We start from the raw sequence: 21,578 nt of genomic DNA, 5'->3' as shown, positions 1-21,578 counted from the left end.
TTAAGAGCCGAGCAGGTCGGACACCGCGAGGATGAGGGCCGCAGGTGGCTGCCAGCTGAACACCCCTGCCGGATGGCCGTTCTCGATCGGGGTGTCGGCGCCGCACATTCCGCGCAGGAACAGGTACAGCACACCACCAAGATGTTGCTGCGGGTCGTAGCCGGGCTGACGCCAGCGCAGGAAGCGATGCAACACAACGCAGTACAGCAGCGCCTGCAGCGGATAGTCCGAGTGCAGCATCGCCTCGACCATCCGCGCCCTGGTGTAGTCGGCGGACGTCAGTGGCCGGTCGGGTTCGCCGAGCCAGTTCGTCTTGTAGTCGACCACCAGGTAACGGTGACCCTGGCCGTCGGGAATGCGCAGCACCGCGTCCACCGATCCGGTCAGATAACCCTTGAGCGGCTGCGCGGCCAGCGTGCCGCTGGACAACCGCGCCGCGTAGGAGGCGAGCGCGTCGTCGGCCGGGACGTGCGCGGCGAACAGCGCACCGACGTCGGCCAGCGTGATCGTGGGATTTCGGCGCGCCGACGTTCGCTCGGCGAACGAAAGCGCGCCGAAATCACCGAGGCCCGCGCGGATGTCGCCGCCGGCGAGCGGGAATTCGAAATCCAACTCGCGCAACCGGTCCGGCAGACCGATCTGGCGCAGCGTGACGCCGGGGGCGAGCGGGCCCAGCGGGGTGTCGTGCAGGGGCAGCAGCGCGGCGGCCAGATCACCGGGTGCGGCGTCGACCGGCCACCACACGGAGTGCTCGCGGATCTGCTGCTCCAGTTCGGCGGCGAGGTCGGCCGCGAACGGATCGGCGGTCTCGAGCACCGCGTGCACCAGCGTGCCGAACTTCGCGCCCATCGGGAGATCGGCCATCGGCGACGCGACCGCGGGCAGCGGTGGGCCTGCAGTGACGGGATCGTGGACCGGGATGTCGGCGGCCTCGTCGTCGAGCTCCACGACCTCCGGTTCCGACGAGACGCCGATGGCGTTCTCGGCGGACCGCAGCAAGCCCGAGTACGACGTGCGCCGCCACGACGCGTCGATGCGGCGATGGAAGTGCCTGACCGCGAGATCCGATGGCGGCGGCGGCAGCTCGACCTCCGCACCGATCGTCACCACCGACTCCTCGAGCACCGGACCACCGATGTCCGACCAGGCCCGCAGCGCCGCCATCGCGTCGGCGTCGTCGATGACCGCGGGGTCGCAGCGGTCCGGCACGGTGTTGTCGCCGGGCCTGCGGCCGCGCAGCAGCCGGGACAACCCGCCGTTGGGCTCATCCCACGACGGCGCCCACCAGGCCACCACCTGCGACTGCGCGCGGGTGAGCGCGACGTAGGTGCGCCGGACGTCGTCAGAGGCCGCCTCCGCGCGCCCGCGCCGCGTGACCTCGGCGCAGTCCGGGCTGGTGGAACCGCCGACGTGCAGACAGCGCTGTGCGCCGTCGTGGAACAGCACCGCTTCGTCGGTCTGGATGTTGCGGGTGAACGCGAAGGGCAGGTACACCACCGGGTACTGCAGACCCTTGGCGGCGAACACCGTCATGATCTGCACGGCGGCGGCATCGCTGTCGAGGCGCCGGTTGCGTTCGCTTGCGCCGCTTCGTTCTTCGCGCTGGGTGCGGAGCCAGTCGCGCAGGGCGGGCAGGCTGAAGTGTTCGCGGTGGGCCGTGTCGTGCAGGATCTGCGTGACGTGCGCGAGGTCCGTCATGCGCCGCTCGCCGTCGGTCCACGACAGCACCCGGCGGCCCATCCCGGCGAGTTGGGCGGCCTCGAACACCGCCGCCACCCCGCGCTCCCGGACGTGGTCTGCCCACTCGCGGACCTTGCCTGCGACGCGGTCGGTCAGGGCATCGCCCTGTGTCGCAAGGTCCTCGGCGGTGTAGCCGAAGAACATCGTGGTGGCCGCGGACCGGACCAGCCCGCTTCGGTGCGGCTGGTCGAACGCCTCGAGCAGGCACAGCCAGTCGTCGGCGGCGTCGGAGCGGAAGACATCGGAGTCGCCGGTGTAGACCGCGGGGACACCCGCGGCGGTGAGCGCGTCGAAGCACCGCCGCCCGTCCTTGTGGAGCTCGACGATGACCGCGACGTCGCCGGGCTGGACGGGACGGCCGTCGTAGGTGGCGCCGCTGGTGAGGAGGCGGCTGACGTCGGCGGCCAGATCTGCCGGAATGTGCTCGCGCAGTTGGTCGATCGAGATGGTCCTGTCCTGTCGCGTGCGGAACGCGTCGCGGGCGACGACCCGCAACCGGAACGGGTCGTTGCACGGGGCGCCCGCCAGCCGGTGGCCCTGGTGGTACGCCGCGACCGGGCGCACGACGATGTCGCTGTCACCGAGTTCTGCGTCGCGCAACACGGCCTGCAGCGCATCGACGAGCACGGCGTCGCTGCGCCAGTTGGTACCCAGCGTCTGGCGTTCTCCCGCGGTCGATGCGGCGTGCAGGTAGGTGTTGATGTCGCCGCCGCGGAACGCGTAGATGGCCTGTTTCGGGTCCCCGATGAGAATCACCGTGGAGCGTCCGCTGAAGGCCCGGTCGATCACCTGCCACTGCACCGGGTCCGTGTCCTGGAACTCGTCGACCATCACGATGGACCAGCGTCGGTGCATCCGGGCGCGGGCGGCAGAGTCGTCGGATTCCAGCGCGGCGGCCAGCCTGCTCAGCAGGTCGTCGTAGCCCAGGACGCCGCGCCTGCGTTTCCGTCGCTCCAGTTCAGCGCACACCGCCCGCGCGAAGCCCACCCGGATGGCCGGCTCGAACCCTGCGGGCGGATCGACCGGGCGCAGTTCGGCGCTCGGATTGGCGACGACGGCGCGGGCGAGTTTGAGTGCGTCGCCGCGGGACATCGGCGGGTCGTCACGGTCCTGCCCGAAGTGGGCGAGATAGAGATCGTCGACGATTTCGGTGACGAGGTCGTCGAGGCTCTCGGCCAGCGTCACGCCGGCATCGGTGTCACCGGCCACGCCAAGCGATTTGAGGACGAGGTGGCAGAACTGATGGGTGGTCGCGATGGTCGCGGCGTCGAAACCGGCCAGCGCGTCGCGCAGCCGTTGCTCGCGGTCGCGCAGTTCCTCGTCGGTGCCGTCGAGCAGGTGGGCGACCAACTGGTTGTCGCCGACAGTCGACGGATCGACGAACGCGAGCACGGCGGCCAGGATCTGCCCGCGGACCCGCTCCCGCAGCTCCTGGCTGGCCGACTTGCTGAAGGTGATGAGCAGCATCTGGTCGAGTGTCGCCACGTCCTCGGCGATGTAGCGCGTCACCAGACCCGCGAGCGCGAACGTCTTGCCCGTGCCCGCGCTGGCCTCGAGCACCGTGGTGGTGTTCTTCTGCGGCAGTGGTCCCAGCAGGTCGAAGGTCCTCATGAGCCGGGGATCTCCGCCTGCAGCATCGGCGACCACAGCCGGGCGGCGTAGGCGCCCAGCCGGGTGGTCTCGCCATCGTGTTCCTCGCCGGGACGCACCGGCTGCAGCAGCACACCGAGTTTCGAGTACCCCCACACGCGCAGGTGTGCGGGTTCCTCGTTCTCCCCGGGGAACTGGCTGGTATTCCACTTGAAGCCGGCCTGGCGTTCGGGTTGGCCGCGGGTGTGCCGGGCCTCGGCCCACGCGTAGGACGTCTTCAGCGGCAACGGGATCGGCTCCCGACGGCCCGCGTCGTAGATGGCCACCAGGTCCTTGACTACGTCGACCGCAGGCACCTGGGGCGCCCCGAGGATCCGCTCCCGCGGTGGGCCGCTGCGCTTGGGTCGGCCGATGCACACGGCCGACCACTCCCGGTCCGGGTGGCGGGCGACCAACGCCACCAACTGGATCCACGACGCCAGCAGATGGCGGCCGTCGAGCTTCGAATAGGTCACCGAGACCAACCGCTCGCCGTACACGTGCGGCACGGTCCCGGTGACCCGCCGGCCACCACCCACGTCGATGTCGACGTCGTACGCCTGCGTCGGCTGCCGGCGGTGCTGATGCGCGGCGATCGCCAGTGCCGCCGCCTGATCGCGGATCTCCTGAGCCTTGCGCCAGCCCAGGCGGCCCGGTGGCAGCGACCCGCGCCGCCACTCGGCCTGCTGGGCGAGTTCCGGCCGCATACCCCGCGCCATGTCGTCGAGCATCCGCGCGCCGATCTTCCACTCCTGCAACGCATCGATCTCGACGGGCATCGCGTCGTCGATGGCGTCGACCTCCCAGGGCAGCGTGAAGTCGAGGGCGCGGAAGAAGCCCTTCACCGGGTCACGGAAGAATCCGATCAGGTCGTCGAGGGCGATGTCATCGGGGGGCGGGGCGGGCAGCGGTCTGCCGAGCAGGGTCGGCCGTTCCTCGCGTTCGCACGCGGCGACCTCGGCAGCGGTCAGCGCGGTCTGATCGAACGTGAACGGCTCGCCCGGCGGCATGTTGAGCCGGCCGGGCGTGACGTTGCGGACGTCGAACGGCTGCAACGGGTGCTCGGTCAGCACCTGGCTGCGGGCCGGCGCCGGGGTGGTGAGGTCGAGGGTGTCGAGCAACTCCATCAACGGCACCGCGGGCGGTCGACGCCGGCCGGAGAACTCGTTGGAGCCGGTGTAGGTGATGACGAGTGTCTCGGTGGCCGCGCCGATGGCGTCGAGCAGCAATTGCCGGTCCTCGGAACGGATGTCGCGTTCACCCGTCATCGGATCGCGGGCCAGCGCGTCGTCACCGTCGACCACGCCGAGCCGCGGGAACACCCCGTCGTCCAGCCCGATCAAACACACCACCCGGTGCGGCACCGAACGCATCGGCACCATCGTGCAGACCGTCAGAGTGCCGGTCCGGAAGTTCGCCCGCGTCGGTCGGCCTGCGAGGTGCCGGTCCAGCAGCGCCCGGACGTCGGACAGGCGCAACACGGTACCGCTGTGGTCACCCGCGTCGGCGAGTATCCCCGCGAACTCGCGCTCCACCTGAATGCTCTGCCAGGCGTCGTCATCGGGCACCGCGGTGAGGTCACCGATTCCGTCGGTGAGTGCCTGCAGCCACCGGTCGAGGGGTCGTGCACCGCTCAGTGATGCGACGGTGGCGCTGAGCCGGTCGACGAAGTCGGCGAGCCGGCCTGCCAGTTCGACGCGATTGCTGCCGACGTCGTCGAGCGGCAGCGTGTTCTCCAGCCAGGCATGCGAGTCGTCTGACATCGCCACCCCGGCCAGCACCCGGTCGACGCCGAAACGCCAGGTGTTCTGGATAAATTCGACGCCGTAGGGCCTGCGGTGCGCCGAGTCGAAACCCCAGCGGATGTTGGCCTCGCGCACCCAGTTCCCGATGGCGTCGATGTCGTCGTCGGTGAACCCGAACCGCTGCCGCACCGGTGCGGCCTCGGCGAGGTTGAGTACCTCGCTGGCGGTGGCCCGATTACCGGCCAACGCCAGCAGTTGAGCCGCCACGCCGAGCAGTGCGTTCGTCTGGATGAGGGCGCGGTCGGCGAGCCTGACCCGCAGCCGATGCGCGGGATGGGCACCGTGGACGACGTCACCGAGGCCGAAGCCCGCGACGATCAGCGGGGCGTAGGCCTCGATGTCGGGGCACATCACCAGGATGTCGCGCGGTTCCAGCTTCGGATCGTCGGCGAGCAGCCCCAGCAGCACCTCGCGCAGCACGTCGATCTGCCGGGCCGGGCCGTGGCTGCTGTGCACCTGGACGGACCGGTCGTCGGGGTGCAGGCGCCGGCCGCCGGGACGGACCGCGTTCGCGGCGATGTCGGATTGCAGCCAGCCGAGCAGCGTGTCGGGATGCGTCGCCCCGCCGAGATGCTCGTCGGTCTGCGGGTCCGCGGGCAGGCTGCGCTGCAGTTCGCGGAGGTCGCGGCCCAGGGTCGCCAGCAGCGGGTGGTCGACGACGCGGTGGCTGGTGTCCTGCCTGCGGGGGATGGCGCCGTGGCGCGGGGTCAGCGCCGTCCACAGTTCGTCGCTGGGGTGCGGCAACCACAGATGCAGATCGTGGTGAGTGGACAGGGCGTCGAGCAGTTCGATCTCGGTGCCGGGCAGCCGGGTGTGGCCGAACAACGACAGCCTCGGCGGCAGATCGGTCGCCGATTCCCGCAGTCGGGCAACGGTTGTCGCATGCCGGACGTGGGGCGGATCGGCATCGACACGGTCGAGCAGGGCGCGCCACAGGGCGGGCTGCCACCGTAGATCGTCGTCGACGTTGTCGGTGACGCCGTCGAGCCAGTCGACGAGCAGCTGCGGGCGTTGCCTGGCGTAGGAGGCGAACAGACCCGCCAGGCGTCGGGCCACCGCGTATCTGCGGCCCTGCCGCAGTTCCTTCTCGTCGCCCTCCTCGAAGTGGCCGAGGTGCGTGGCCAGCGTGCGGCACCACGGCTCGTCGAGGGAGCTGTCGATGGCGTCGAGCAGCGGCCACACCATCGCGTCGGGTGCCCACGGATCGGTGTGGCGGGTGCCGGCGATCTCGGCGATCAGCGAGCCCGGATTGCGGAAGGAGACGCCCGCGCAGATGCCGTCCTGACCGGTGCCGCGGCCCAGGATGTGCGACAACCGCTGGCTCAGCCACCGTTCGACACCCTTGGCGGGGACGATGACCAGTTCTTCGGCAAACGGGTCGGCCTGCGGGGTGGCGAGCAGGGCGCCGAGACCTCCGGCCAGCAGGTCGGTGCGCTCAGCGCGGTGGAGATGGAGGGCCATCGACTGCCACCCTAGGTCGTGGGTGTGACAGGCAGGTGGTTTCTCCCGGGGACACGTTTGTCCGCCCCGCATCGGTGTCATACGTGTGGCGGACCGAAAAGAGGACGTGATGCCGGAAGAGACGACGACACCGAAGCTGACGACGAAGTTCGATGAGGCGCTCCGATACGCGAGCGAGCTGCACCGCAGGCAGGTCCGCAAGGGCGGGGACGTGCCGTACGTCGGCCATCTGCTCTCCGCCGCGGGCCTGGTGATCGAGGCGGGCGGCACCGAGACCGAGGCCATCGCCGCGCTGTTGCACGACGCCGCCGAGGATCAGGGCGGCGAGGCCACCCTGGCCGACATCCGCGACCGGTTCGGCACCGACGTGGCCGACATCGTCGAGGAGTGCAGCGACGCCATGGTCGAGCCGAAACCGCCCTGGCGGCAGCGCAAAGAGGACTACATCGCCCACCTCGGCGCGGCGAAGGACTCGACCGTCCTGGTGTCGGTCGCCGACAAACTCGAGAACGCCCGGGCCATCCTGCGCGACCTCCGCAGGCACGGTCCGGCACTGTGGAACCGGTTCAGCACCGCCGATCCGCAGGACCACCTCTGGTACTACCGCTCGCTGCTCGAGGTCTACCGCAAGCGCAGCGACAGCTGGCTGGTCGACGAGCTCGGTCGGGTGGTGCACGACCTCGGCGAGGAGATCGGCCCGCCCGTCGCGGCGACGGTCTGAGATCAGAGTCCGGGCAGCGGCCCGCTCAAGGCCTTCGGCCGGCACAGCAGCGCGACGACCGCGGTCACCACGGCGGCGACGGCGAACGCCACGTAGACGTTCGTGCCGTCGGCGGTCCCGCCGAGCAGCGCCGCGGCCAGCGGACGTGAGCCGATGAACCCGACGAGCCAGAGCGCCATGATCCGGCCGCGGAGTTCCTCGGGGGCGCGTTCCTGCACCACTGTGCTCAAACCCGTCATCGCGCACCCGAAGCCGATTCCGGCGATCGTGAATCCGGCCAGGGCGAGGGCCGTGTTGGCCTCGACCGCGAGCATGGCGGTGCCCGCGGCCATCAGCCAGAGACCGAGCGACGACACGGGCGCCGACGCGACGCGGTTCTGCAGGATGGCCAGCGCCGCCATCCCGACCGCGGCGCCGACGCCGAAGGCCGCCGACAGCAGCCCGACGAGTTGCGTGCCGCCGTCGAGTTCGGCGGCCAGCGACGGCGTGAGCGTGATGGACGGATCTGCGGCGAATCCGACGGCTGCGACGGCCACCAGTGCGAGGAACAGTGGGCGGTCCCGCCACACGTACTTCACTGCCGCGCGCACCCGGTAGTCGGTGCCGGCCAGCCGCTTCGGCGGTGCCGGGAAGTGCACCACGAGCAGGAACAGGGCGAAGACGAAGTGCAGTCCCGCGCTGACCGCGAAGCCCGTCGCCGCGCCGAGATGCGCCGCCAGATACGCGCCGAAGACCGGCCCGAACACCCGGCCCACCGTCATCGGGAAACTGTTCAGCGCCATCGCGGTGGACAGTTCGCCCTCGCGGATGAGCCTCGGCACGATCGACTGCATGGCGGGCCCGCCGATCACGAATCCGATGCCCACCAGCAGGGTGCCCGCCAGGATCGGCACCGCGGCGGCGGTACCCGTCAGCTCGGGATCCAGGGCGTACCAGAGCGCCGTCGACCCGGAACCGAGCACACACAGCACCCGGCCCCACAGGATCTGCTTGGCCGGATCACCGAGGTCGGCCCACTTGCCGCTGGTCGGGCTCAGGATGAGCTGCGGGCCGAACTGCACGACGCCGACCAGGCCGACCATCAGTGCCGATCCGGTCGCCTGGTAGATGACGATCGCCGACACCATCCCGTGGATGTACACGGCGACGACGGCGAACATCTTGCCCCAGAACAGCGTCCCGAACGTCGGGTCGAACATCAGCCGCAGGGCACGGCGTGGCTGCGGGGGAGCGGCGGCGGTGGCTTCGGCCGTCATCGGCGCACCCGGCCCTCGAAGTCGACCGCGAGCCGGTCCAGGAGCTGCACCAGCGCGTCGACGTCGTCGTCGGGCCAGTGCGCGATGACGTCGGTGACCAACTCGCGCCTGCGGTCGGTGACCTGTGCCAGGGCCTTACGGCCGACGTCGGTCAGCGCCAGTGACGTGCGTCGTTGGTCCTCGGCTGCAACGGCTTTGGTCAGCAGGCCGGCGGCGACGACGGATGCGACGGTGCGACTGGCGGTGGAGTGCTCGACGGCCAGGTAGTCGGCGATGTCGCCGATCGAGGCGGGCTGGCCCGCCAGGTCGCGCTGTTCGACGGCACGCAGCACCCGCAGGCTCGACACCGACACCGGGTCGGCGTCGCTGAGCAGCAGGCGGCGCCATTCCGGCCGCTGGCGAACCACGTGGATGCGCGTCAACAGCTCGTCGAGGAGGTCGTATCGCGACTGAGCCATTAAATATGCATAGCACATACATACTTATCGGGATCGGGTGGGGCGACGCCTGCAGGGTCACGGCACCTGCGGTGCGACCTCTTCGATCAGCCACCGGCAGTAGTCCAGGTACGCGTCGACCGAGCCCACGTCCGGCACGCTCACGCCGGCCAGCGTGACGCCCTGCTCGTGCAGATGGCCGAACTGGTCGACGAGCTGCGCGGCGGTCATCCCCGGCCGGCCGCCGGGATCGTCGACGACCTCATGGCCCTCGCCGATCAGCGACGTTCCGACCCCGTAGGCCACCTCGAACGGCCTGCCGTCGTAGGTGGGCTGCGACTTGATCAGGTCGATCCGCGCGGGGAAGTCCGCCGGCTGGGTGAGGAACGGTAGCCAGCCCGAGGCGAAGCGGGCCGCCCGCTTCAGCGCGGCATCGGCGTCGCCGCCGATCCAGACCGGCGGGTGCGGGCGCTGAATCGGTTTCGGCTCGAACGCGACGTCGTCGAAGGACACGTAGCGGCCCGAGAAGGAGGGCGACTCCTGCGTCCACAGTTCGATGATCGCCGCGAGGTACTCGTCTGCCATCTGTCCGCGCTCGTGGAACGGCACCCCCAGCAGGTCGAACTCCTCCTTCAGCCAGCCGACACCGAAGGTCACCGACATCCTGCCGCCGCTGAGCCAGTCCGCCGTCGCGATGGCTTTGGCCATGACCGCCGGATGCTGCAGCGGCAGCAGGGTGGCGGCCGAGTTGAGCCGGATCGTGGTGGTCGCGCCTGCGAAGAACGCCTGCGCCACGGTCGAGTGCAGGTAGTGCGCGCCCGACAGCTCGACGTGCGCGCGGGGGATCAGGAAGTGCTCCGGGACGGAGATCATGTCGAAGCCCAGCTCCTCGGCGCAGCGTGCCATGCGCGCCTGGTCGGCGCCGGTGACCGCGAACTCCCACGGCTGTGTGAGCGCCAGCAGCTCCATCGCGTGCGGCATGGCGAACATCATCTTCATCGCGCCAGTGTCGTCCCGGGTCCACGCGCTGTCGTGAGTAGTCGGCTACCCGAACCCCGGCGGCCGCGGACCGAATAATGACGATCGCGGAACTCGGTGCGTAGCAAAGCGCGGCGCGTGGTACTCCGGCAGGGTGGGGGCATCAGGGTTGATCGCCGTCGGCAGTGGTCCGGCCGGACTGAACGCCGCCTCGGCCTTCCGCGCCCGCCATCCCCGCGTTCCCGTCACGATCCTCGCCGCCGACCCGGCAATGCCCTACGAGAAGCCGCCACTGAGCAAGGAGTTCCTCTGCGGACGCCGCTCGGACGTCGACCTGCGGTCGGCCGACTGGTTCGCCCGCCACGATCTGGACCTGGTGCTCGGCATCTCCGTAGAGCGTCTCGACGTCGCCAACCGCGAGGTGATCACCCGCGGTGGCCGGCGCTATCCCTATTGGCACTGCGTGCTCGCCTGCGGCTCGAAGCCGGTGCCGCTCGCCGTGCCCGGTGCCCGCTTCGCCCTGCATCTGCGGTCGTTCGCCGACGCCGTGGCGCTGCGGATGGCGGCACTGAGCGCGACATCGGCGGTGGTGATCGGCGGTGGGCTGATCGGATGCGAGGCCGCGGCTTGCCTGGCGAGCGACGGCATCGCCACCACGCTCGTCGCCGGTGAGCCGGTGCCGCTGTTGCGTCGGTTCGGCCTGGACGCCGGCGAACGCGTCGCGAAGATCCTGTCCGACAACGGCGTTCGCTTCATTGGCTCCGCCGAGGTGGCCGAGATCGACGACCGCGGCGTCACGCTGGAGACCGGTGAGGCCGTCGACGGCGACGTCGTGGTCGCGGCCACCGGGGTGCGCCCCGACATCACCCTTGCCGTCGACGCGGGCCTGCGCACCGAGTCCGGCCGGATCGTCACCGACGAGCACATGCACACCTCGGCGTCGGGCGTGTACGCCGCAGGCGACGTCGCGCTCGCCTACAACGTCGACGCCCGCAGGCACGTCGCCGCCGAGCACTGGCGAGACGCCGCCAGGCAGGGTGTGATCGCCGGCGAGACCGCCGCCGGTCACCCCCGCTCGTGGCGCGATGTACCCGAATTCTCCTGCACCATCGGTGGTTCCACGCTGAAGTACCGCGGGTGGGGGACTGGTTTCGAGCACAGCCGGCTGATCGACCACCGTGACGGGTTCACCGTCTGGTACGAGTCCGGCGGCGAGGCGGTCGGCGTGCTCAGCCTCAACGCCGACGACGACTTCAGGCAGGCCGCCGGGCTGGTCCGTGCCCACGCCCACATCGACGGGTAGTGGACTACAACCAGTCCCGCCGTTTGAACATCAGGTACAGCAGGCCCACCAGCAGCACGATGGACGCCGAACTGACGATGAATCCCTGCACCGTCTCGATGCCCGGATAGTGCACGTTCTGCCCGTAGAAGCCGGTGATGGCGGTCGGCACCGCGATGATCGCCGCCCAGCCGGTCAGCTTCTTCATCACCGTGTTGAGGCGGGCGTCCTGCAGGGACAGGTTCGTCTCGAACACCGTGGTGACCATGTCGCGCAACGACTCCGTCCATTCCGACACCCGCAGCACGTGGTCGTAGAGGTCGGCGTAGAGCGGGTCGAGTTCGGGGCTGGTCTTCGCGTCGAGCCTGCGATGCTGGATCGAGTTGACGACCTCGCGCATGGGCAGCACGACGCGGCGCAACTCCACCAGGTCCTTGCGCAGCCGGAACGACCGCCGCTGCAGTCCGCGGCGCGGCCCGTCCTCGTCGAACAGCTCGTCCTCGAGGGATTCGATGCCGTCGTCGAGCGACTGCACCGCGGCGAAGTGCCCGTCGACGACGACGTCGAGCAGTCCGTGCACCAGCGCGCCGACGCCGTGCTGCTGCCCGCCGAGCTCGTCGAACCGCTGTGAGACGGCGTCGATGTCGATCTCGGGGGACAGCCGAACGGTGATCATCGCGCGCGGCAGCACGAAACCCGAGATGCGATGGGTCTGCAGTGTCGAGGCGCTCTCGTCGGCCGGCTCGGTGCACGACACCGCGTACACCGTGAAGAAGGTGTGGCTGGGGTAGACGTTGGCCTTGGTGCGCTCGGCTTCGGCGACGGCGTCCTCCACCGCCCAGGTGTTGAGTCCGAGCTCGGTGGCCAGATTGGTGAGGTCGTCGTGGTCGGGATCGTAGATGTCCGCCCACACCAACGTGTCCTCGTCGGCGAGGTAGTCCGAGAGGCTGGAGAACTCGAAACCGTCCTGCGGTTTCCCCTCCCGCCACAACCGGCCGCGGATGTCGGTCACGGGTTCATCATGTCAGCCGGTCCGATGGTCAGCGCGCGCCGCGGGCATCCGGCTCCACCGAATACGGGTGTAACCTGGATCACACCTCTGGAAGGGAGATGCGATGAAAAATGCGCATCAGGATCCTGCGGATCATTCCCGTACCTGTCAGCCCCATGCCGGCGAATCCATGATCGACACCCTCTGGTTCCCCGGACTGGTGCTCATCGCTTTCGGCGTCGTCGGCCTGGCGGCGATCGTGGCGTCGGCCGCCTACGGCAACACCCAGTGGGTGCTGCCGCTCGCGCTCGTCACGGGGGCGGTGGTGACGGCGGGTGGTGGACTCATCGCGCTCGAGCACCGCCGGGTGCTGCGCGTCGAGCGGCACTGGCTGTCGAACCACGCCGACGCCGACCACCGGCACGCCGCCTGACCGAGCGCGAAACTGCGCGTAGGGCTGTGAAGCCGCGCGTCCGACGACCCTGTGCGCAGTATCGACGGCAGGGAAGCCGCACACGGCGCACCTACGATGGCCGCCATGGCCTCACACCTCGACCGCCTCGGCGCGGAGAAGTTCGTCTCGCTGACGACGTTCAAGCGCAACGGCGACGTGGTGGCGACACCGCTGTGGCTCGTTTCCGACGGCGGGGCGCTGGTTTTCTGGACCCCGGCCGACTCGTGGAAGGTCAAGCGGGTCAGCCGCGACGCCCGCGTCACCATGGCGGCCTGCAGCCGTAGCGGCAAGGTCGATCCGGGCGAGCAGGCCGTCGCCGGACGCGGTGAGGTGGTCGAGGACGCCGGCGAGGTTCGGCGCGTCGAAGGGCTGTTCCGTCGCAAGTACGGGCTCGGGTACCGCGTGGTGACAGCGATCGAGCGGCTGATCCGGCGCGGTCACACCCGGCGGGTGCTCATCCGGGTGAACCTCGACGGCTGACGCCCCGGTCACGTCGCGAAGCCCGCCAGCAGGGAGCGCACCCCGAGCCGCCACCGCCGTTCGATCGACGGTGCCGGGCCGAGCCACCGGCCGGCCTCCTGGACGGCGAGACCCTGCGCGAGGGCGAGCAGGATGTGCGCGATGTCGGTCGGGTCGCCGGCGAGCAGACCGGCGTCGACCGCCCGCTGGATCCGGCCGATGAACTCGTGGCGCACCGACGCACCCGCGGCGAGTTCGTCGGGCCCGGGTTCGAAGTCGGCGATCGGCCGGGAGAACATCACCTGCGCCAGCCGCGGATAGGCCCGGCAGAACAACCGGAACACCGGCACCAGCCGCTCGATGTCGGCCAGTGGTTCGACGCTCGACGGGACCTTCGCCAGTTCGGCGCCCAGCACTCGGAAGCCCTCGAAGAACATTGCCCGGACGAGTCCCGCCTTGTCCGTGAAGAGCTCGTACACCGCGGGCACCGACGTGCCTGCGCGTTCGGCGACGCGGCGGGTGGTGAACCGCGTGAAGCCCTCCTCGTTCAGGGTCGCGACGGCGACCGCCAGCAGGTGCTCACGCAGTTCGGGCGTGCGCTGCTTCGCCCTCGGCACGGCTCACCCGCCGAACTCGGCGGCCAACCCGTCGATACCGGCCCGGACCGCGGCGAGCGCGTCCTCGCGGGCCTTGAGCTTGCTGGCCAGGTGGGCCTTGAGGTGCAGCGTCGCCGCCGCCTCGGTCGCGACCTCCCGCGCGCGGGGCAACACGTCGTCCTGTTCGACGATCTCGTCGAGCCAGCCGCCCGCGATCGCCGCGTCGCCTGCGAAGGTCGCGGCCATCGAGATGCCACGCTGGAAGGCCGCGCGGGTCAGCCGCAGCCGCATCAGTTCGATCGCGGCGATCGGCAAGACCATGCCGATCGCCACCTCGTTGGCCTGGCACCGCGTGCGTGGCGATCCGATCCGGTGGTCGCCGGACAGCAGCAGGAACGAGCCCATCGCGATGGCTGGCCCGGTCGCCGCCATGATCACCGGCTTGGGGAAGGTGAGGCAGCGCAGCGCCAGTTCGAAGCCACCGGCCAGCATGTCCAGCGCCGCCTGCGCGTCGCCGGAGGCGAAGACGGCGAGGTCGAAGCCGCCGCTGAACAGCTTCTGGTTGCCTGCGAGCACGACGGCCTTCGAGTCGTCCTGCTCGGCGCGGTCGAATGCCTCGTTCAGGTTGTGCTGCATCGCGGGAGACAGCACGTTCGCCTTGCCGTCGTCCATGACGATCGTCGACACCGAATCGCTGAGGTCGTAGTTCACGGTAGTCATCGGAAGCATGTTACGTAACGATGTTACGAAACGCGAGAGCGGCCCTTCCCGCGGTGGGGTAGCTCGTTACGCGTGAGCGGTCGGCGCTCGCGGTCATAGCGTCCGAGCATGCGAACACACCGGAAGCGCAGTCAGGCCGAGCCGACCGAGCGCGAGACGACCAAGCGCCGCAATCCACGCAATCGGCGCGGAGTGCCCGCGCTGAGCCTGTGGGAAGTCGGCATCGGCGCCGTCTGGAAGTAGCCGGCTCAACCGCCGTTGCGGTGGTGGCGACCGGCCGCATCACGCGCGGGCACCATCACGCCGTCGTGCGCCGGTGTCCCGTCGTGTTGTGCCGCGTCGTTCACATGGGCCCGGTCGATCCACGGGAAGTCCAGCACCGTGGTCTCGTCGAGTTGCTTGTTGCGCCACCGGTCCTGGTTCTCCTGCGCGGCGCCGTTGACGCGCTCGATCTCGGCGCGCAGCACGTCGGCCCGGGTCTCCTTCGACGCGTAGTGCAGGTAGTTGAGCACGCTGCGCAGCAGTTCGAGCTTCTGCCGTTCCTGGCGGGCCAGGTCGTGCGTCGTCATCAGTTCCAGCCGCGGCACCGGCTGCAGCGTCGCCCAGTCCAGCACCACCCGGTTCTGGAATTCGCGCCTGCGGCGCCAGGCGCGGCCCTTGTCGGAGCCCTCCGGCCGTGCGCGGTCGTGGTAGGTGACCACACCGTCGAAACGGGAGCGGATCGAGCCGCCGAACTCCGCCCGGTCGCGCGCCGAGTCCCACACCGTTCGCCATTCCTGGCCTGGTGCGAGAACCGTCAGTTCGCTGGGCAGCTGGAGTTCGACGATTTCCGGCAGCGATTCGTCGTAGCGTTCCTCGTACTTGGCGACGGTCGGCGGGTGGGTGAAGGAGAACCGGACGTCGTGCGCGGCGGTCTGACCGAAGTTGCGCACCACGAGCTCGATGATGTGCCAGTCCGCGGGGTGCTGTTCCATGAACACCGCGACATGGGGCCTGACCTGGTCGGCCTTGCGCTGATGGAATTGCCGGAGCTGGCGGTGCAGGTAGATCAGCGCGGCGACGCCGAGCACCAGTGCGGCCCACGCGGCGATCGTCAGCCAGCCCGCGGACCCGAGACCGGTGAGGTCCCGCCAGCGGTTCTCAATCCATTCCACCGTGCCCCCAGGTGTTCGTCATCGACGCCCCGGACCCTACCGCTTCGCTGCCGCGAACACAGCAACCGGTCAGACCGTTGCTGGATGACGTCCGAAAGTCATGATCACGTTACCCCGGTGCACGCCAGGATGTGAGGTTCGGCGAGCCGGCGGCCGTCGCCTGGTTCGGCTCAGGCGGTGAGGAGTTCGGCGTCGACCGGCTGCGACGCCGTGGCCTCCGCCGGTGTGGCGGCCGCCGGTGTTGCCGGTGCCGCCGGCGGCACGAGTCGTTCGCCGCGCGCCAGCCACTCGCGGTCGGCCCAGCCGAAGCGTGCGGGCAGGCGGCGCCAGTACTGCGGATGCGACCGCAGGTAGACCTCGACGCTTGCGTGCACGGCCGCGTCGAGCGGCACCCGCCGCAGCGAGAGCATGTGGGCGCTGCCCGCAAGGGGATCGGCGACGCATGGTGCAGGCACCCGGTTTCGCCCGCCGTCCCGGACCGCCAGTCCGGCGTGCACGGCGCCGTCGAGCACCCAGTCGAGCGCGATGTCGGCCAGCGGCCAGCAGGCGCCCTGCACGCCCGCGACGTCGCAGTGCGCGCCGCGGAACCACACCTCGTCCACCGTGGGGGAGTCGACGCGCTCGCCGAACGGCCCGCCGTCGATCGCGACGGCGTGCCTGCCCTCGGCCACGTTGGCCAGCGGGCCGGTCGTCGTCGCCACCCCGGGCACCCGGACCATGTCGAAGAGTCCGACGAACCGCACCGGCACCGCGATCTCCGACCCGCCGGCGAGCCCGGCGGCCAGCGCGCCCACCCGCTGCCAGTCCTCACCGGTGCGCCGGGTGCGCGGCAACGCGAAGGCGGCCAGCAGGTAGTCGAGCAGATCATCGTGGTGGTCGGCGGGCAGACCGAGCACGCCCAGCAGCCGGACCAGTTCGCGGGCGCACGATGCGCCGCGACCCGCGCCGAAGAGGTAGATGTCGTCGCCCGGCTCGTAGGTGCCCGCCAGGAATTCGTAGGCCTCCACGACGGTTGCCCGGGCCTGCTCGGCGATGTGGCGGCGCCGCTGCCGGGGGCTGATCCGTTCGCCGATGCGCGCCGGCGCGGCGACGGTGCCCGGGTGGTACCAGTTGAGCTGCCCGCTCGTCGCGTCGAGCAGCCGGAACAGCGCCCGGGCGTTGCTGGCGTCACGCAGTTGGAGCTGCTCCTGAGCGTGGTCGAAGCACAGCACGATGTTCTTCACGTCGATCCCCCGGACCTAGCGTCTTCATTGCTGACGACAAGTTTGCCCCGATCGAGCACGCCGTGTCACGTGTATTGCACTACTTCTTCGATTTCGTCTGCGGATTCTTGAGAAGGCAAGTCTCGTGACCACGGTATCGACGTCAAATCACGGAAATATTCACGAAATCGGCGCTGATCTCCCGAGAAAGCGGCCGTCGGCACCGAACATTTGCGAGCGCTCCACATAGTTCGCTGCCGAATCGTGGAGGGCACCGCTGCGGTGCGCCCGGGCAGAGGCCGTCAGCCGCCCATCAGCATGTGCCACTGGTCCAGGTCGCTCGCCCGGTAGACGTAGTTGCTCCGCTTGACGTCCGACAGCGGCGCGCTGGCCTCCGCGGAGTACCAGTGGCCGGGGAACACCACCGGGTCGCCGGACAGCCCGGCCAGCGCCTGCAGGCTGCGGAACATGTCGTCGACGTTGCCTCCGGGGAAGTCGGTGCGACCGCAGCCGTCGAGGAACAGCGTGTCACCGGCCACCAGGCGGCCGTCGAGCAGGAAGCACTGGCTGCCCGGTGTGTGACCCGGGGTGTGCAGCAGTTCGATCTCGATGGCCCCGACGCCGACCTTGTCCCCGTGCTCGTGTGCGGTCAGGTCCGACATCGGGATACCGGTGACGCGCGAGACCCAGTCCGCTTCGTGGGTGTTGACGTGCACCGGCACGCTGACCCGCTCCATCAGTTCGGCAAGGCCCTTGAGCGTGAAGCCCATCATCGTGCCGCCGACATGGTCGGGGTGGTGGTGGGTGACCAGCACCCCGGACAGGTGCATGCCGTCGGCCTCCAGCGCGTCGACGAGGTCGCCGGCGGCATACGCGGGGTCGACGACCACGCAGTCGCCGGTCTCCCGGTCGCCGATCAGGTAGGCGAAGTTGCGCATCTGCGTCGCGATCATGTCGCCCTCGGCGAAGTCACGCCCGGACAGCAGCTGGCGGAAGTAGAGCCGGTCGGATCCCATCGCTCAAGATTAGGGTGGTCGGGAAGCCGACCTTCCGACGGGCGGTGACCAGCGGTTTGGCGGCGACAGGGGCCAGACTGTACTCTCTTTAAGGCCCGCGGCACGACGCTGTTCACTGCCGGGGACAGGCCCCCTTAGCTCAGTCGGTAGAGCGTTTCCATGGTAAGGAAAAGGTCAACGGTTCGATTCCGTTAGGGGGCTCGGTGGACACCGGGCGAGCCAAACAGTCGACCGGTTCGCCGGATGGCGGTGTAGCTCAGCTGGTTAGAGCGCACGACTCATAATCGTGAGGTCGGGGGATCGAGCCCCCCCACCGCTACAAGCAAGTACGAGAAGACGAAGGACAACGGACGTGGCCTCAAGTACCGACGTACGGCCCAAGATCACCTTGGCCTGCGAGGTGTGCAAGCACCGCAACTACATCACCAAGAAGAACCGCCGCAACGATCCCGATCGGCTGGAGATCAAGAAGTTCTGCCCGAACTGTGGCACGCACCGTGCACACAAGGAATCGCGCTGACCGACTCACCAATTCGTCATTGGTGAGGCGCAGTAGGTAGGTTCAATACTCGTGTCTTTCTTGGACGACTACGTCGGGACCCATTTCCGGTACCCCGACAGCTACGTCGTCGGTCGGGAGAAGATCCGCGAGTACGCCGTCGCGGTCAAGAACGAGGACCCCGCCTTCTTCGACGAGAAGGCCGCCGCGGACCTCGGCCACGACACCCTGCCCGCGCCGCTGACGTTCATCTCGGTGTTCGGGTACCAGGCGCAGTCGGCCATGTTCGCCGCCGCGGGGATCGGGATCACCGACGCCCAGATCGTCCAGGTCGACCAGGTGCTCAAGTTCGTCAGGCCCATCATGGCCGGCGACACGCTGTTCTGCGACGTCTACATCGACTCGATCCGCAAGGCGCACGGCACCGACATCATCACCACCAGGAACATCATCACCAACGACAACGGTGACATCGTTCAGGAGAGCTACACCACCCTGGCGGGGCGTAGCGAAGAAGACGGAGAGAGTGGCTTCAGCAATGGCACTGCGTGAGTTCAGTTCGGTCAGCGTCGGGGACCAACTTCCGGAGAAGGTGATCCCGCTGACCCGCGGAGACCTGGTCAACTACGCGGGCGTGTCCGGTGACCTGAACCCGATCCACTGGGACGACGACATCGCCAAGCAGGTCGGCCTGGACGTCGCGATCGCGCACGGCATGCTGACGATGGGCCTCGGCGGCGGCTACGTCACCTCCTGGGTCGGCGACCCCGCCGCCGTCAAGGAGTACAACGTCCGCTTCACCGCCGTGGTGCCGGTGCCGAACGACGGCAAGGGCGCCGAGATCACCTTCAGCGGTCGGGTGAAATCCGTTGAGCCCGAGTCGAAATCGGTGACGATCGCACTCTCGGCCACCTCCGGCGGCAAGAAGATCTTCGGCCGCGCCATCGCCACGGCGACGCTGGCGTAGGGGCACGACATGGCGCTCAAGATGGACATCCGCGGAGTGATCTGGGAGTACCCGGACACCTTCGTGGTCGGCCGCGAACAGATCCGGCAGTACGCAGGCGCCGTGAAGGCCGACGATCCGGCCTCCCTCGATGAGGCCGCGGCCGCCGAACTCGGCCACGATGCGCTCATCGCGCCGCCGACCTTCATGTCGATCTTCGCGGTGATGATCCAGCGGCACTTCTTCCAGAACAACGACCTCGGCATGGAGACCATGCAGATCGTCCAGGTGGACCAGAAATTCCTGTTCCACCGGCCGATCGTGGCCGGCGACGCGCTGCGCGGCAAGCTGTACGTCGTGTCGGTGGACGAGCGGTTCGGCGCCGACATCGTCACGACCCGCAACGTGCTGACCGATCCCACCGGCGCCGTGGTGCAGGAGTCGTTCACCACGCTGATGGGCCACGAGGGCGACAACTCGATCTCGGTGAAGTGGGATCCGGAGACCGGCCAGGTGGTTCGCACCGCCGATGCGGTCGACTCCGGCGGCCCGGCGGATTAGTCAGTGCGACCGGCGGCACGCTACACTCGGACTTCGGGGTTTTCCCAGTCCAGCGCGCTGTCCGTCGGTATCAGATCGACCGAACGGGGAGCGCGCAAATTGTGTGAGCCCCGCAGGTCAGGACGGTGATGACGACGTCAACCCTGTCGTCGCCTGAAGGGGCGTAGCTCAACTGGCAGAGCAGCGGTCTCCAAAACCGCAGGTTGCAGGTTCAAGTCCTGTCGCCCCTGCTCAACTGAATACTCGACAAGTGTGGACACTGGTAGGTGTGCACCCCGATGACAACCCGGACAAGAGGAGCGAGCGGTGAGCGACGAGCGCGACAGTGCCGGCTCCCCTGACGACGGCGCGGACGCCGGCACCGGCGACGGGAAGAGCGCAGACACCCGCGGCCAGACGGCGGTGGCCACCCGGCCGCTGCGGCCCACCGGGAAGCGTTCACGGCGCGTGGTCGGCGACACCGACGGCGCCGACACCGACACTGCTCCGGAGACCGACGCCGGCGACAGCAAGGACGGCAACGGCCCCGGCAAGAAGACCGTCAAGAAGAAGAAGGAACCGGGCGGCTCACGCAACCCGTTCCTGTATGTCCTGAACTACCTGAAGCAGGTCGTCGCCGAGCTGCGCAAGGTCATCTGGCCCAACCGCAAGCAGATGGTCAGCTACACCTCGGTGGTGCTGGTCTTCCTGGTGTTCATGGTCGCGCTGATCTCCGGCGCGGACTACGGCCTCGGCCGGCTGATCGGACTGGTGTTCGGCGCCAACTGACCCGGCCGCGCGCCGGCACGAAGAACTGAAGTACGAGAGAGGAATGACAACCGTGACGAGCTTCGAAGGCGATACGCCCTCGGCTGTGTCCGAGGCGCGCGTCGAAGCTGCGGACCCGGCGACCGTGATCGCAGACGAGGCCGCCGAGTCTCTCGAGCAGACCACCGCCGCCGAGGCTGTAGAGGACACGACCGTCGAAGAGGTCCCCGCCGCCGAAGAGGCTCCCGCCGCGGAGCCCGAGGAGGACGAGGACCCCGCCGTCGCGCTGAAGAAGGAACTTCGGCTGCAGCCGGGCGACTGGTACGTCATCCACTCCTACGCCGGCTACGAGAACAAGGTGAAGGCCAACCTCGAGACGCGCGTGCAGAACCTCGACGTCGGCGACTACATCTTCCAGGTCGAGGTGCCCACCGAAGAGGTCACCGAGATCAAGAACGGCCAGCGCAAGCAGGTCAACCGCAAGGTGCTGCCGGGCTACATCCTGGTGCGCATGGAGCTCAACGACGAGTCGTGGGGCGCGGTGCGCAACACCCCCGGCGTCACCGGCTTCGTCGGCGCCACCTCGCGGCCCTCGCCGCTGTCGCTCAACGACGTGGTGAAGTTCCTGCTGCCGCCCGCCGCGGCCAAGAAGCCCGGCAAGGCCACCGCAGGTGCGGGTGCGTCCTCGTCGGAGGCCTCGATGGAGCGGCCCGAGATCCTGGTCGACTTCGAGGTCGGCGAATCGGTCACCGTGATGGACGGCCCGTTCGCGACGCTGCCCGCGTCGATCAGCGAGGTCAACGCCGAACAGCAGAAGCTCAAGGTGCTGGTGTCCATCTTCGGCCGCGAGACACCCGTCGAACTGACCTTCACCCAGGTCGCCAAGATCTAAGAACCACACAGTAGAAGAAGAAAAGGACAGCA

General features: G+C 69.1%; 22 protein-coding genes and 3 tRNA genes. 14 read left to right on the top strand and 11 right to left on the bottom strand.

From position 1 onward, the window contains the following. A complete protein-coding gene (gene recB / locus AB0K11_RS05215) occupies positions 1 to 3,351 on the bottom strand; it encodes an exodeoxyribonuclease V subunit beta (protein WP_364972955.1) in 3,351 nt (1,116 codons plus the stop codon). Beyond that, positions 3,348 to 6,635, bottom strand: coding sequence for an exodeoxyribonuclease V subunit gamma (gene recC / locus AB0K11_RS05210; protein WP_364972952.1), 3,288 nt, complete (start codon positions 6,633 to 6,635; stop codon positions 3,348 to 3,350). Before recC ends, recB begins: the two co-directional genes overlap by 4 nt. Before the next feature lie 109 nt (positions 6,636 to 6,744). Here recC and AB0K11_RS05205 point away from each other — a divergent pair, with 109 nt between their 5' ends. Next, positions 6,745 to 7,356, top strand: coding sequence for an HD domain-containing protein (locus AB0K11_RS05205; protein WP_364972950.1), 612 nt, complete (start codon positions 6,745 to 6,747; stop codon positions 7,354 to 7,356). Between the two features lie 2 nt (positions 7,357 to 7,358). On the opposite strand, the gene AB0K11_RS05200 is transcribed toward AB0K11_RS05205, so the two are convergent. Genes AB0K11_RS05200 through AB0K11_RS05190 form a run of 3 tightly spaced genes read right to left on the bottom strand, consistent with a single transcriptional unit; the run spans position 7,359 to position 10,048 of the window. Beyond that, a complete protein-coding gene (locus tag AB0K11_RS05200) occupies positions 7,359 to 8,612 on the bottom strand; it encodes an MFS transporter (protein ID WP_364972947.1) in 1,254 nt (417 codons plus the stop codon). Next, positions 8,609 to 9,088 (bottom strand): MarR family winged helix-turn-helix transcriptional regulator, encoded by a 480-nt coding sequence (locus AB0K11_RS05195; RefSeq protein ID WP_364972945.1) that lies wholly within the window; start codon positions 9,086 to 9,088, stop codon positions 8,609 to 8,611. The genes AB0K11_RS05200 and AB0K11_RS05195 overlap by 4 nt, the downstream gene beginning before the upstream one ends. A 39-nt stretch (positions 9,089 to 9,127) precedes the next feature. Continuing rightward, complete coding sequence (locus tag AB0K11_RS05190; RefSeq protein ID WP_364972943.1) at positions 9,128 to 10,048, bottom strand: TIGR03619 family F420-dependent LLM class oxidoreductase; 921 nt, start codon at positions 10,046 to 10,048, stop codon at positions 9,128 to 9,130. A gap of 133 nt (positions 10,049 to 10,181) precedes the next feature. On the opposite strand from AB0K11_RS05190, the gene AB0K11_RS05185 reads away from it, so the two are divergent. Further along, positions 10,182 to 11,330 carry an FAD/NAD(P)-binding oxidoreductase gene (locus AB0K11_RS05185; RefSeq protein WP_364972940.1) on the top strand — a complete coding sequence of 383 codons (1,149 nt, stop codon included), beginning with the start codon at positions 10,182 to 10,184 and terminating at the stop codon, positions 11,328 to 11,330. A gap of 4 nt (positions 11,331 to 11,334) precedes the next feature. Here the strand turns inward: AB0K11_RS05185 and AB0K11_RS05180 are convergent, their stop codons facing one another. Further along, positions 11,335 to 12,321 carry a magnesium transporter CorA family protein gene (locus tag AB0K11_RS05180; RefSeq protein ID WP_364972937.1) on the bottom strand — a complete coding sequence of 329 codons (987 nt, stop codon included), beginning with the start codon at positions 12,319 to 12,321 and terminating at the stop codon, positions 11,335 to 11,337. 103 nt (positions 12,322 to 12,424) lie between these two features. Here AB0K11_RS05180 and usfY point away from each other — a divergent pair, with 103 nt between their 5' ends. Both usfY and AB0K11_RS05170 read left to right on the top strand, forming a co-directional pair. Continuing rightward, positions 12,425 to 12,733: a protein UsfY gene (usfY, locus tag AB0K11_RS05175; protein ID WP_364972935.1), complete on the top strand. Its 309-nt coding sequence runs from the start codon at positions 12,425 to 12,427 to the stop codon at positions 12,731 to 12,733. A gap of 105 nt (positions 12,734 to 12,838) precedes the next feature. Continuing rightward, positions 12,839 to 13,234, top strand: a complete 396-nt coding sequence (locus AB0K11_RS05170; RefSeq protein ID WP_364972933.1) for a PPOX class F420-dependent oxidoreductase — start codon at positions 12,839 to 12,841, stop codon at positions 13,232 to 13,234. An 8-nt stretch (positions 13,235 to 13,242) separates the two neighbouring features. Here AB0K11_RS05170 and AB0K11_RS05165 read toward each other — a convergent pair whose 3' ends face one another. Next, positions 13,243 to 13,830, bottom strand: a complete 588-nt coding sequence (locus AB0K11_RS05165; RefSeq protein WP_364972930.1) for a TetR/AcrR family transcriptional regulator — start codon at positions 13,828 to 13,830, stop codon at positions 13,243 to 13,245. Positions 13,831 to 13,833: 3 nt separating this feature from the next. Further along, entirely contained in the window at positions 13,834 to 14,529 is a 696-nt protein-coding gene (locus AB0K11_RS05160; RefSeq protein WP_364972927.1) for a crotonase/enoyl-CoA hydratase family protein, read from the bottom strand. A 108-nt stretch (positions 14,530 to 14,637) separates the two neighbouring features. Between AB0K11_RS05160 and AB0K11_RS05155 the strand changes: the two genes are divergently transcribed. After that, positions 14,638 to 14,772, top strand: a complete 135-nt coding sequence (locus tag AB0K11_RS05155; RefSeq protein ID WP_364972924.1) for a hypothetical protein — start codon at positions 14,638 to 14,640, stop codon at positions 14,770 to 14,772. Positions 14,773 to 14,777: 5 nt separating this feature from the next. Here the strand turns inward: AB0K11_RS05155 and AB0K11_RS05150 are convergent, their stop codons facing one another. The 3 genes from AB0K11_RS05150 to AB0K11_RS05140 all read right to left on the bottom strand — a co-directional run bounded on the left by AB0K11_RS05150 (position 14,778) and on the right by AB0K11_RS05140 (position 17,901). Next, positions 14,778 to 15,683 (bottom strand): hypothetical protein, encoded by a 906-nt coding sequence (locus AB0K11_RS05150; RefSeq protein ID WP_364972922.1) that lies wholly within the window; start codon positions 15,681 to 15,683, stop codon positions 14,778 to 14,780. 170 nt (positions 15,684 to 15,853) lie between these two features. Beyond that, a complete protein-coding gene (locus tag AB0K11_RS05145) occupies positions 15,854 to 16,906 on the bottom strand; it encodes a DUF2235 domain-containing protein (protein WP_364972920.1) in 1,053 nt (350 codons plus the stop codon). A 281-nt stretch (positions 16,907 to 17,187) separates the two neighbouring features. Beyond that, positions 17,188 to 17,901, bottom strand: coding sequence for an MBL fold metallo-hydrolase (locus AB0K11_RS05140; protein ID WP_364972918.1), 714 nt, complete (start codon positions 17,899 to 17,901; stop codon positions 17,188 to 17,190). 128 nt (positions 17,902 to 18,029) lie between these two features. Between AB0K11_RS05140 and AB0K11_RS05135 the strand changes: the two genes are divergently transcribed. The 9 genes from AB0K11_RS05135 (at position 18,030) to nusG (ending at position 21,546) form a co-directional block, all read left to right on the top strand. Beyond that, positions 18,030 to 18,102: transfer RNA gene (locus AB0K11_RS05135), tRNA-Thr, on the top strand. A 44-nt stretch (positions 18,103 to 18,146) separates the two neighbouring features. Continuing rightward, positions 18,147 to 18,220, top strand: a tRNA-Met gene (locus AB0K11_RS05130). Positions 18,221 to 18,253: 33 nt separating this feature from the next. Continuing rightward, on the top strand, positions 18,254 to 18,421 hold the full coding sequence (gene rpmG / locus AB0K11_RS05125) for a 50S ribosomal protein L33 (protein WP_163733413.1): 168 nt from the start codon (positions 18,254 to 18,256) through the stop codon (positions 18,419 to 18,421). Positions 18,422 to 18,472: 51 nt separating this feature from the next. Continuing rightward, positions 18,473 to 18,952 carry a (3R)-hydroxyacyl-ACP dehydratase subunit HadA gene (hadA, locus tag AB0K11_RS05120; RefSeq protein WP_364972914.1) on the top strand — a complete coding sequence of 160 codons (480 nt, stop codon included), beginning with the start codon at positions 18,473 to 18,475 and terminating at the stop codon, positions 18,950 to 18,952. After that, on the top strand, positions 18,939 to 19,367 hold the full coding sequence (hadB, locus tag AB0K11_RS05115; RefSeq protein ID WP_364972912.1) for a (3R)-hydroxyacyl-ACP dehydratase subunit HadB: 429 nt from the start codon (positions 18,939 to 18,941) through the stop codon (positions 19,365 to 19,367). The genes hadA and hadB overlap by 14 nt, the downstream gene beginning before the upstream one ends. 9 nt (positions 19,368 to 19,376) lie before the next feature. After that, entirely contained in the window at positions 19,377 to 19,907 is a 531-nt protein-coding gene (gene hadC, locus AB0K11_RS05110) for a (3R)-hydroxyacyl-ACP dehydratase subunit HadC (RefSeq protein ID WP_364972910.1), read from the top strand. 157 nt (positions 19,908 to 20,064) lie between these two features. Then, positions 20,065 to 20,137: transfer RNA gene (locus AB0K11_RS05105), tRNA-Trp, on the top strand. 76 nt (positions 20,138 to 20,213) lie between these two features. After that, entirely contained in the window at positions 20,214 to 20,675 is a 462-nt protein-coding gene (gene secE, locus AB0K11_RS05100) for a preprotein translocase subunit SecE (RefSeq protein ID WP_364972908.1), read from the top strand. A 52-nt stretch (positions 20,676 to 20,727) separates the two neighbouring features. Further along, complete coding sequence (nusG, locus tag AB0K11_RS05095; RefSeq protein ID WP_364973746.1) at positions 20,728 to 21,546, top strand: transcription termination/antitermination protein NusG; 819 nt, start codon at positions 20,728 to 20,730, stop codon at positions 21,544 to 21,546. Positions 21,547 to 21,578: the final 32 nt, after the last annotated feature.

This window comes from Mycobacterium sp. NPDC050551, assembly GCF_040674075.1.
Lineage (GTDB): Bacteria > Actinomycetota > Actinomycetes > Mycobacteriales > Mycobacteriaceae > Mycobacterium.
The sequence above is the reverse complement of the archived record's forward strand: the minus strand, read 5'-3'. Positions and strand labels throughout refer to the sequence as shown.

What these genes read in the sequence shown, in the direction of transcription:
- recB (WP_364972955.1), bottom strand. Translation starts at nt 3,351, where the DNA reads ATGAGGACCTTCGACCTGCTGGGACCACTGCCGCAGAAGAACACCACC.
- recC (WP_364972952.1), bottom strand. Translation starts at nt 6,635, where the DNA reads ATGGCCCTCCATCTCCACCGCGCTGAGCGCACCGACCTGCTGGCCGGA.
- AB0K11_RS05205 (WP_364972950.1), top strand. Translation starts at nt 6,745, where the DNA reads ATGCCGGAAGAGACGACGACACCGAAGCTGACGACGAAGTTCGATGAG.
- AB0K11_RS05200 (WP_364972947.1), bottom strand. Translation starts at nt 8,612, where the DNA reads ATGACGGCCGAAGCCACCGCCGCCGCTCCCCCGCAGCCACGCCGTGCC.
- AB0K11_RS05195 (WP_364972945.1), bottom strand. Translation starts at nt 9,088, where the DNA reads ATGTGCTATGCATATTTAATGGCTCAGTCGCGATACGACCTCCTCGAC.
- AB0K11_RS05190 (WP_364972943.1), bottom strand. Translation starts at nt 10,048, where the DNA reads ATGAAGATGATGTTCGCCATGCCGCACGCGATGGAGCTGCTGGCGCTC.
- usfY (WP_364972935.1), top strand. Translation starts at nt 12,425, where the DNA reads ATGAAAAATGCGCATCAGGATCCTGCGGATCATTCCCGTACCTGTCAG.
- AB0K11_RS05170 (WP_364972933.1), top strand. Translation starts at nt 12,839, where the DNA reads ATGGCCTCACACCTCGACCGCCTCGGCGCGGAGAAGTTCGTCTCGCTG.
- AB0K11_RS05160 (WP_364972927.1), bottom strand. Translation starts at nt 14,529, where the DNA reads ATGACTACCGTGAACTACGACCTCAGCGATTCGGTGTCGACGATCGTC.
- AB0K11_RS05155 (WP_364972924.1), top strand. Translation starts at nt 14,638, where the DNA reads ATGCGAACACACCGGAAGCGCAGTCAGGCCGAGCCGACCGAGCGCGAG.
- AB0K11_RS05140 (WP_364972918.1), bottom strand. Translation starts at nt 17,901, where the DNA reads ATGGGATCCGACCGGCTCTACTTCCGCCAGCTGCTGTCCGGGCGTGAC.
- hadB (WP_364972912.1), top strand. Translation starts at nt 18,939, where the DNA reads ATGGCACTGCGTGAGTTCAGTTCGGTCAGCGTCGGGGACCAACTTCCG.
- hadC (WP_364972910.1), top strand. Translation starts at nt 19,377, where the DNA reads ATGGCGCTCAAGATGGACATCCGCGGAGTGATCTGGGAGTACCCGGAC.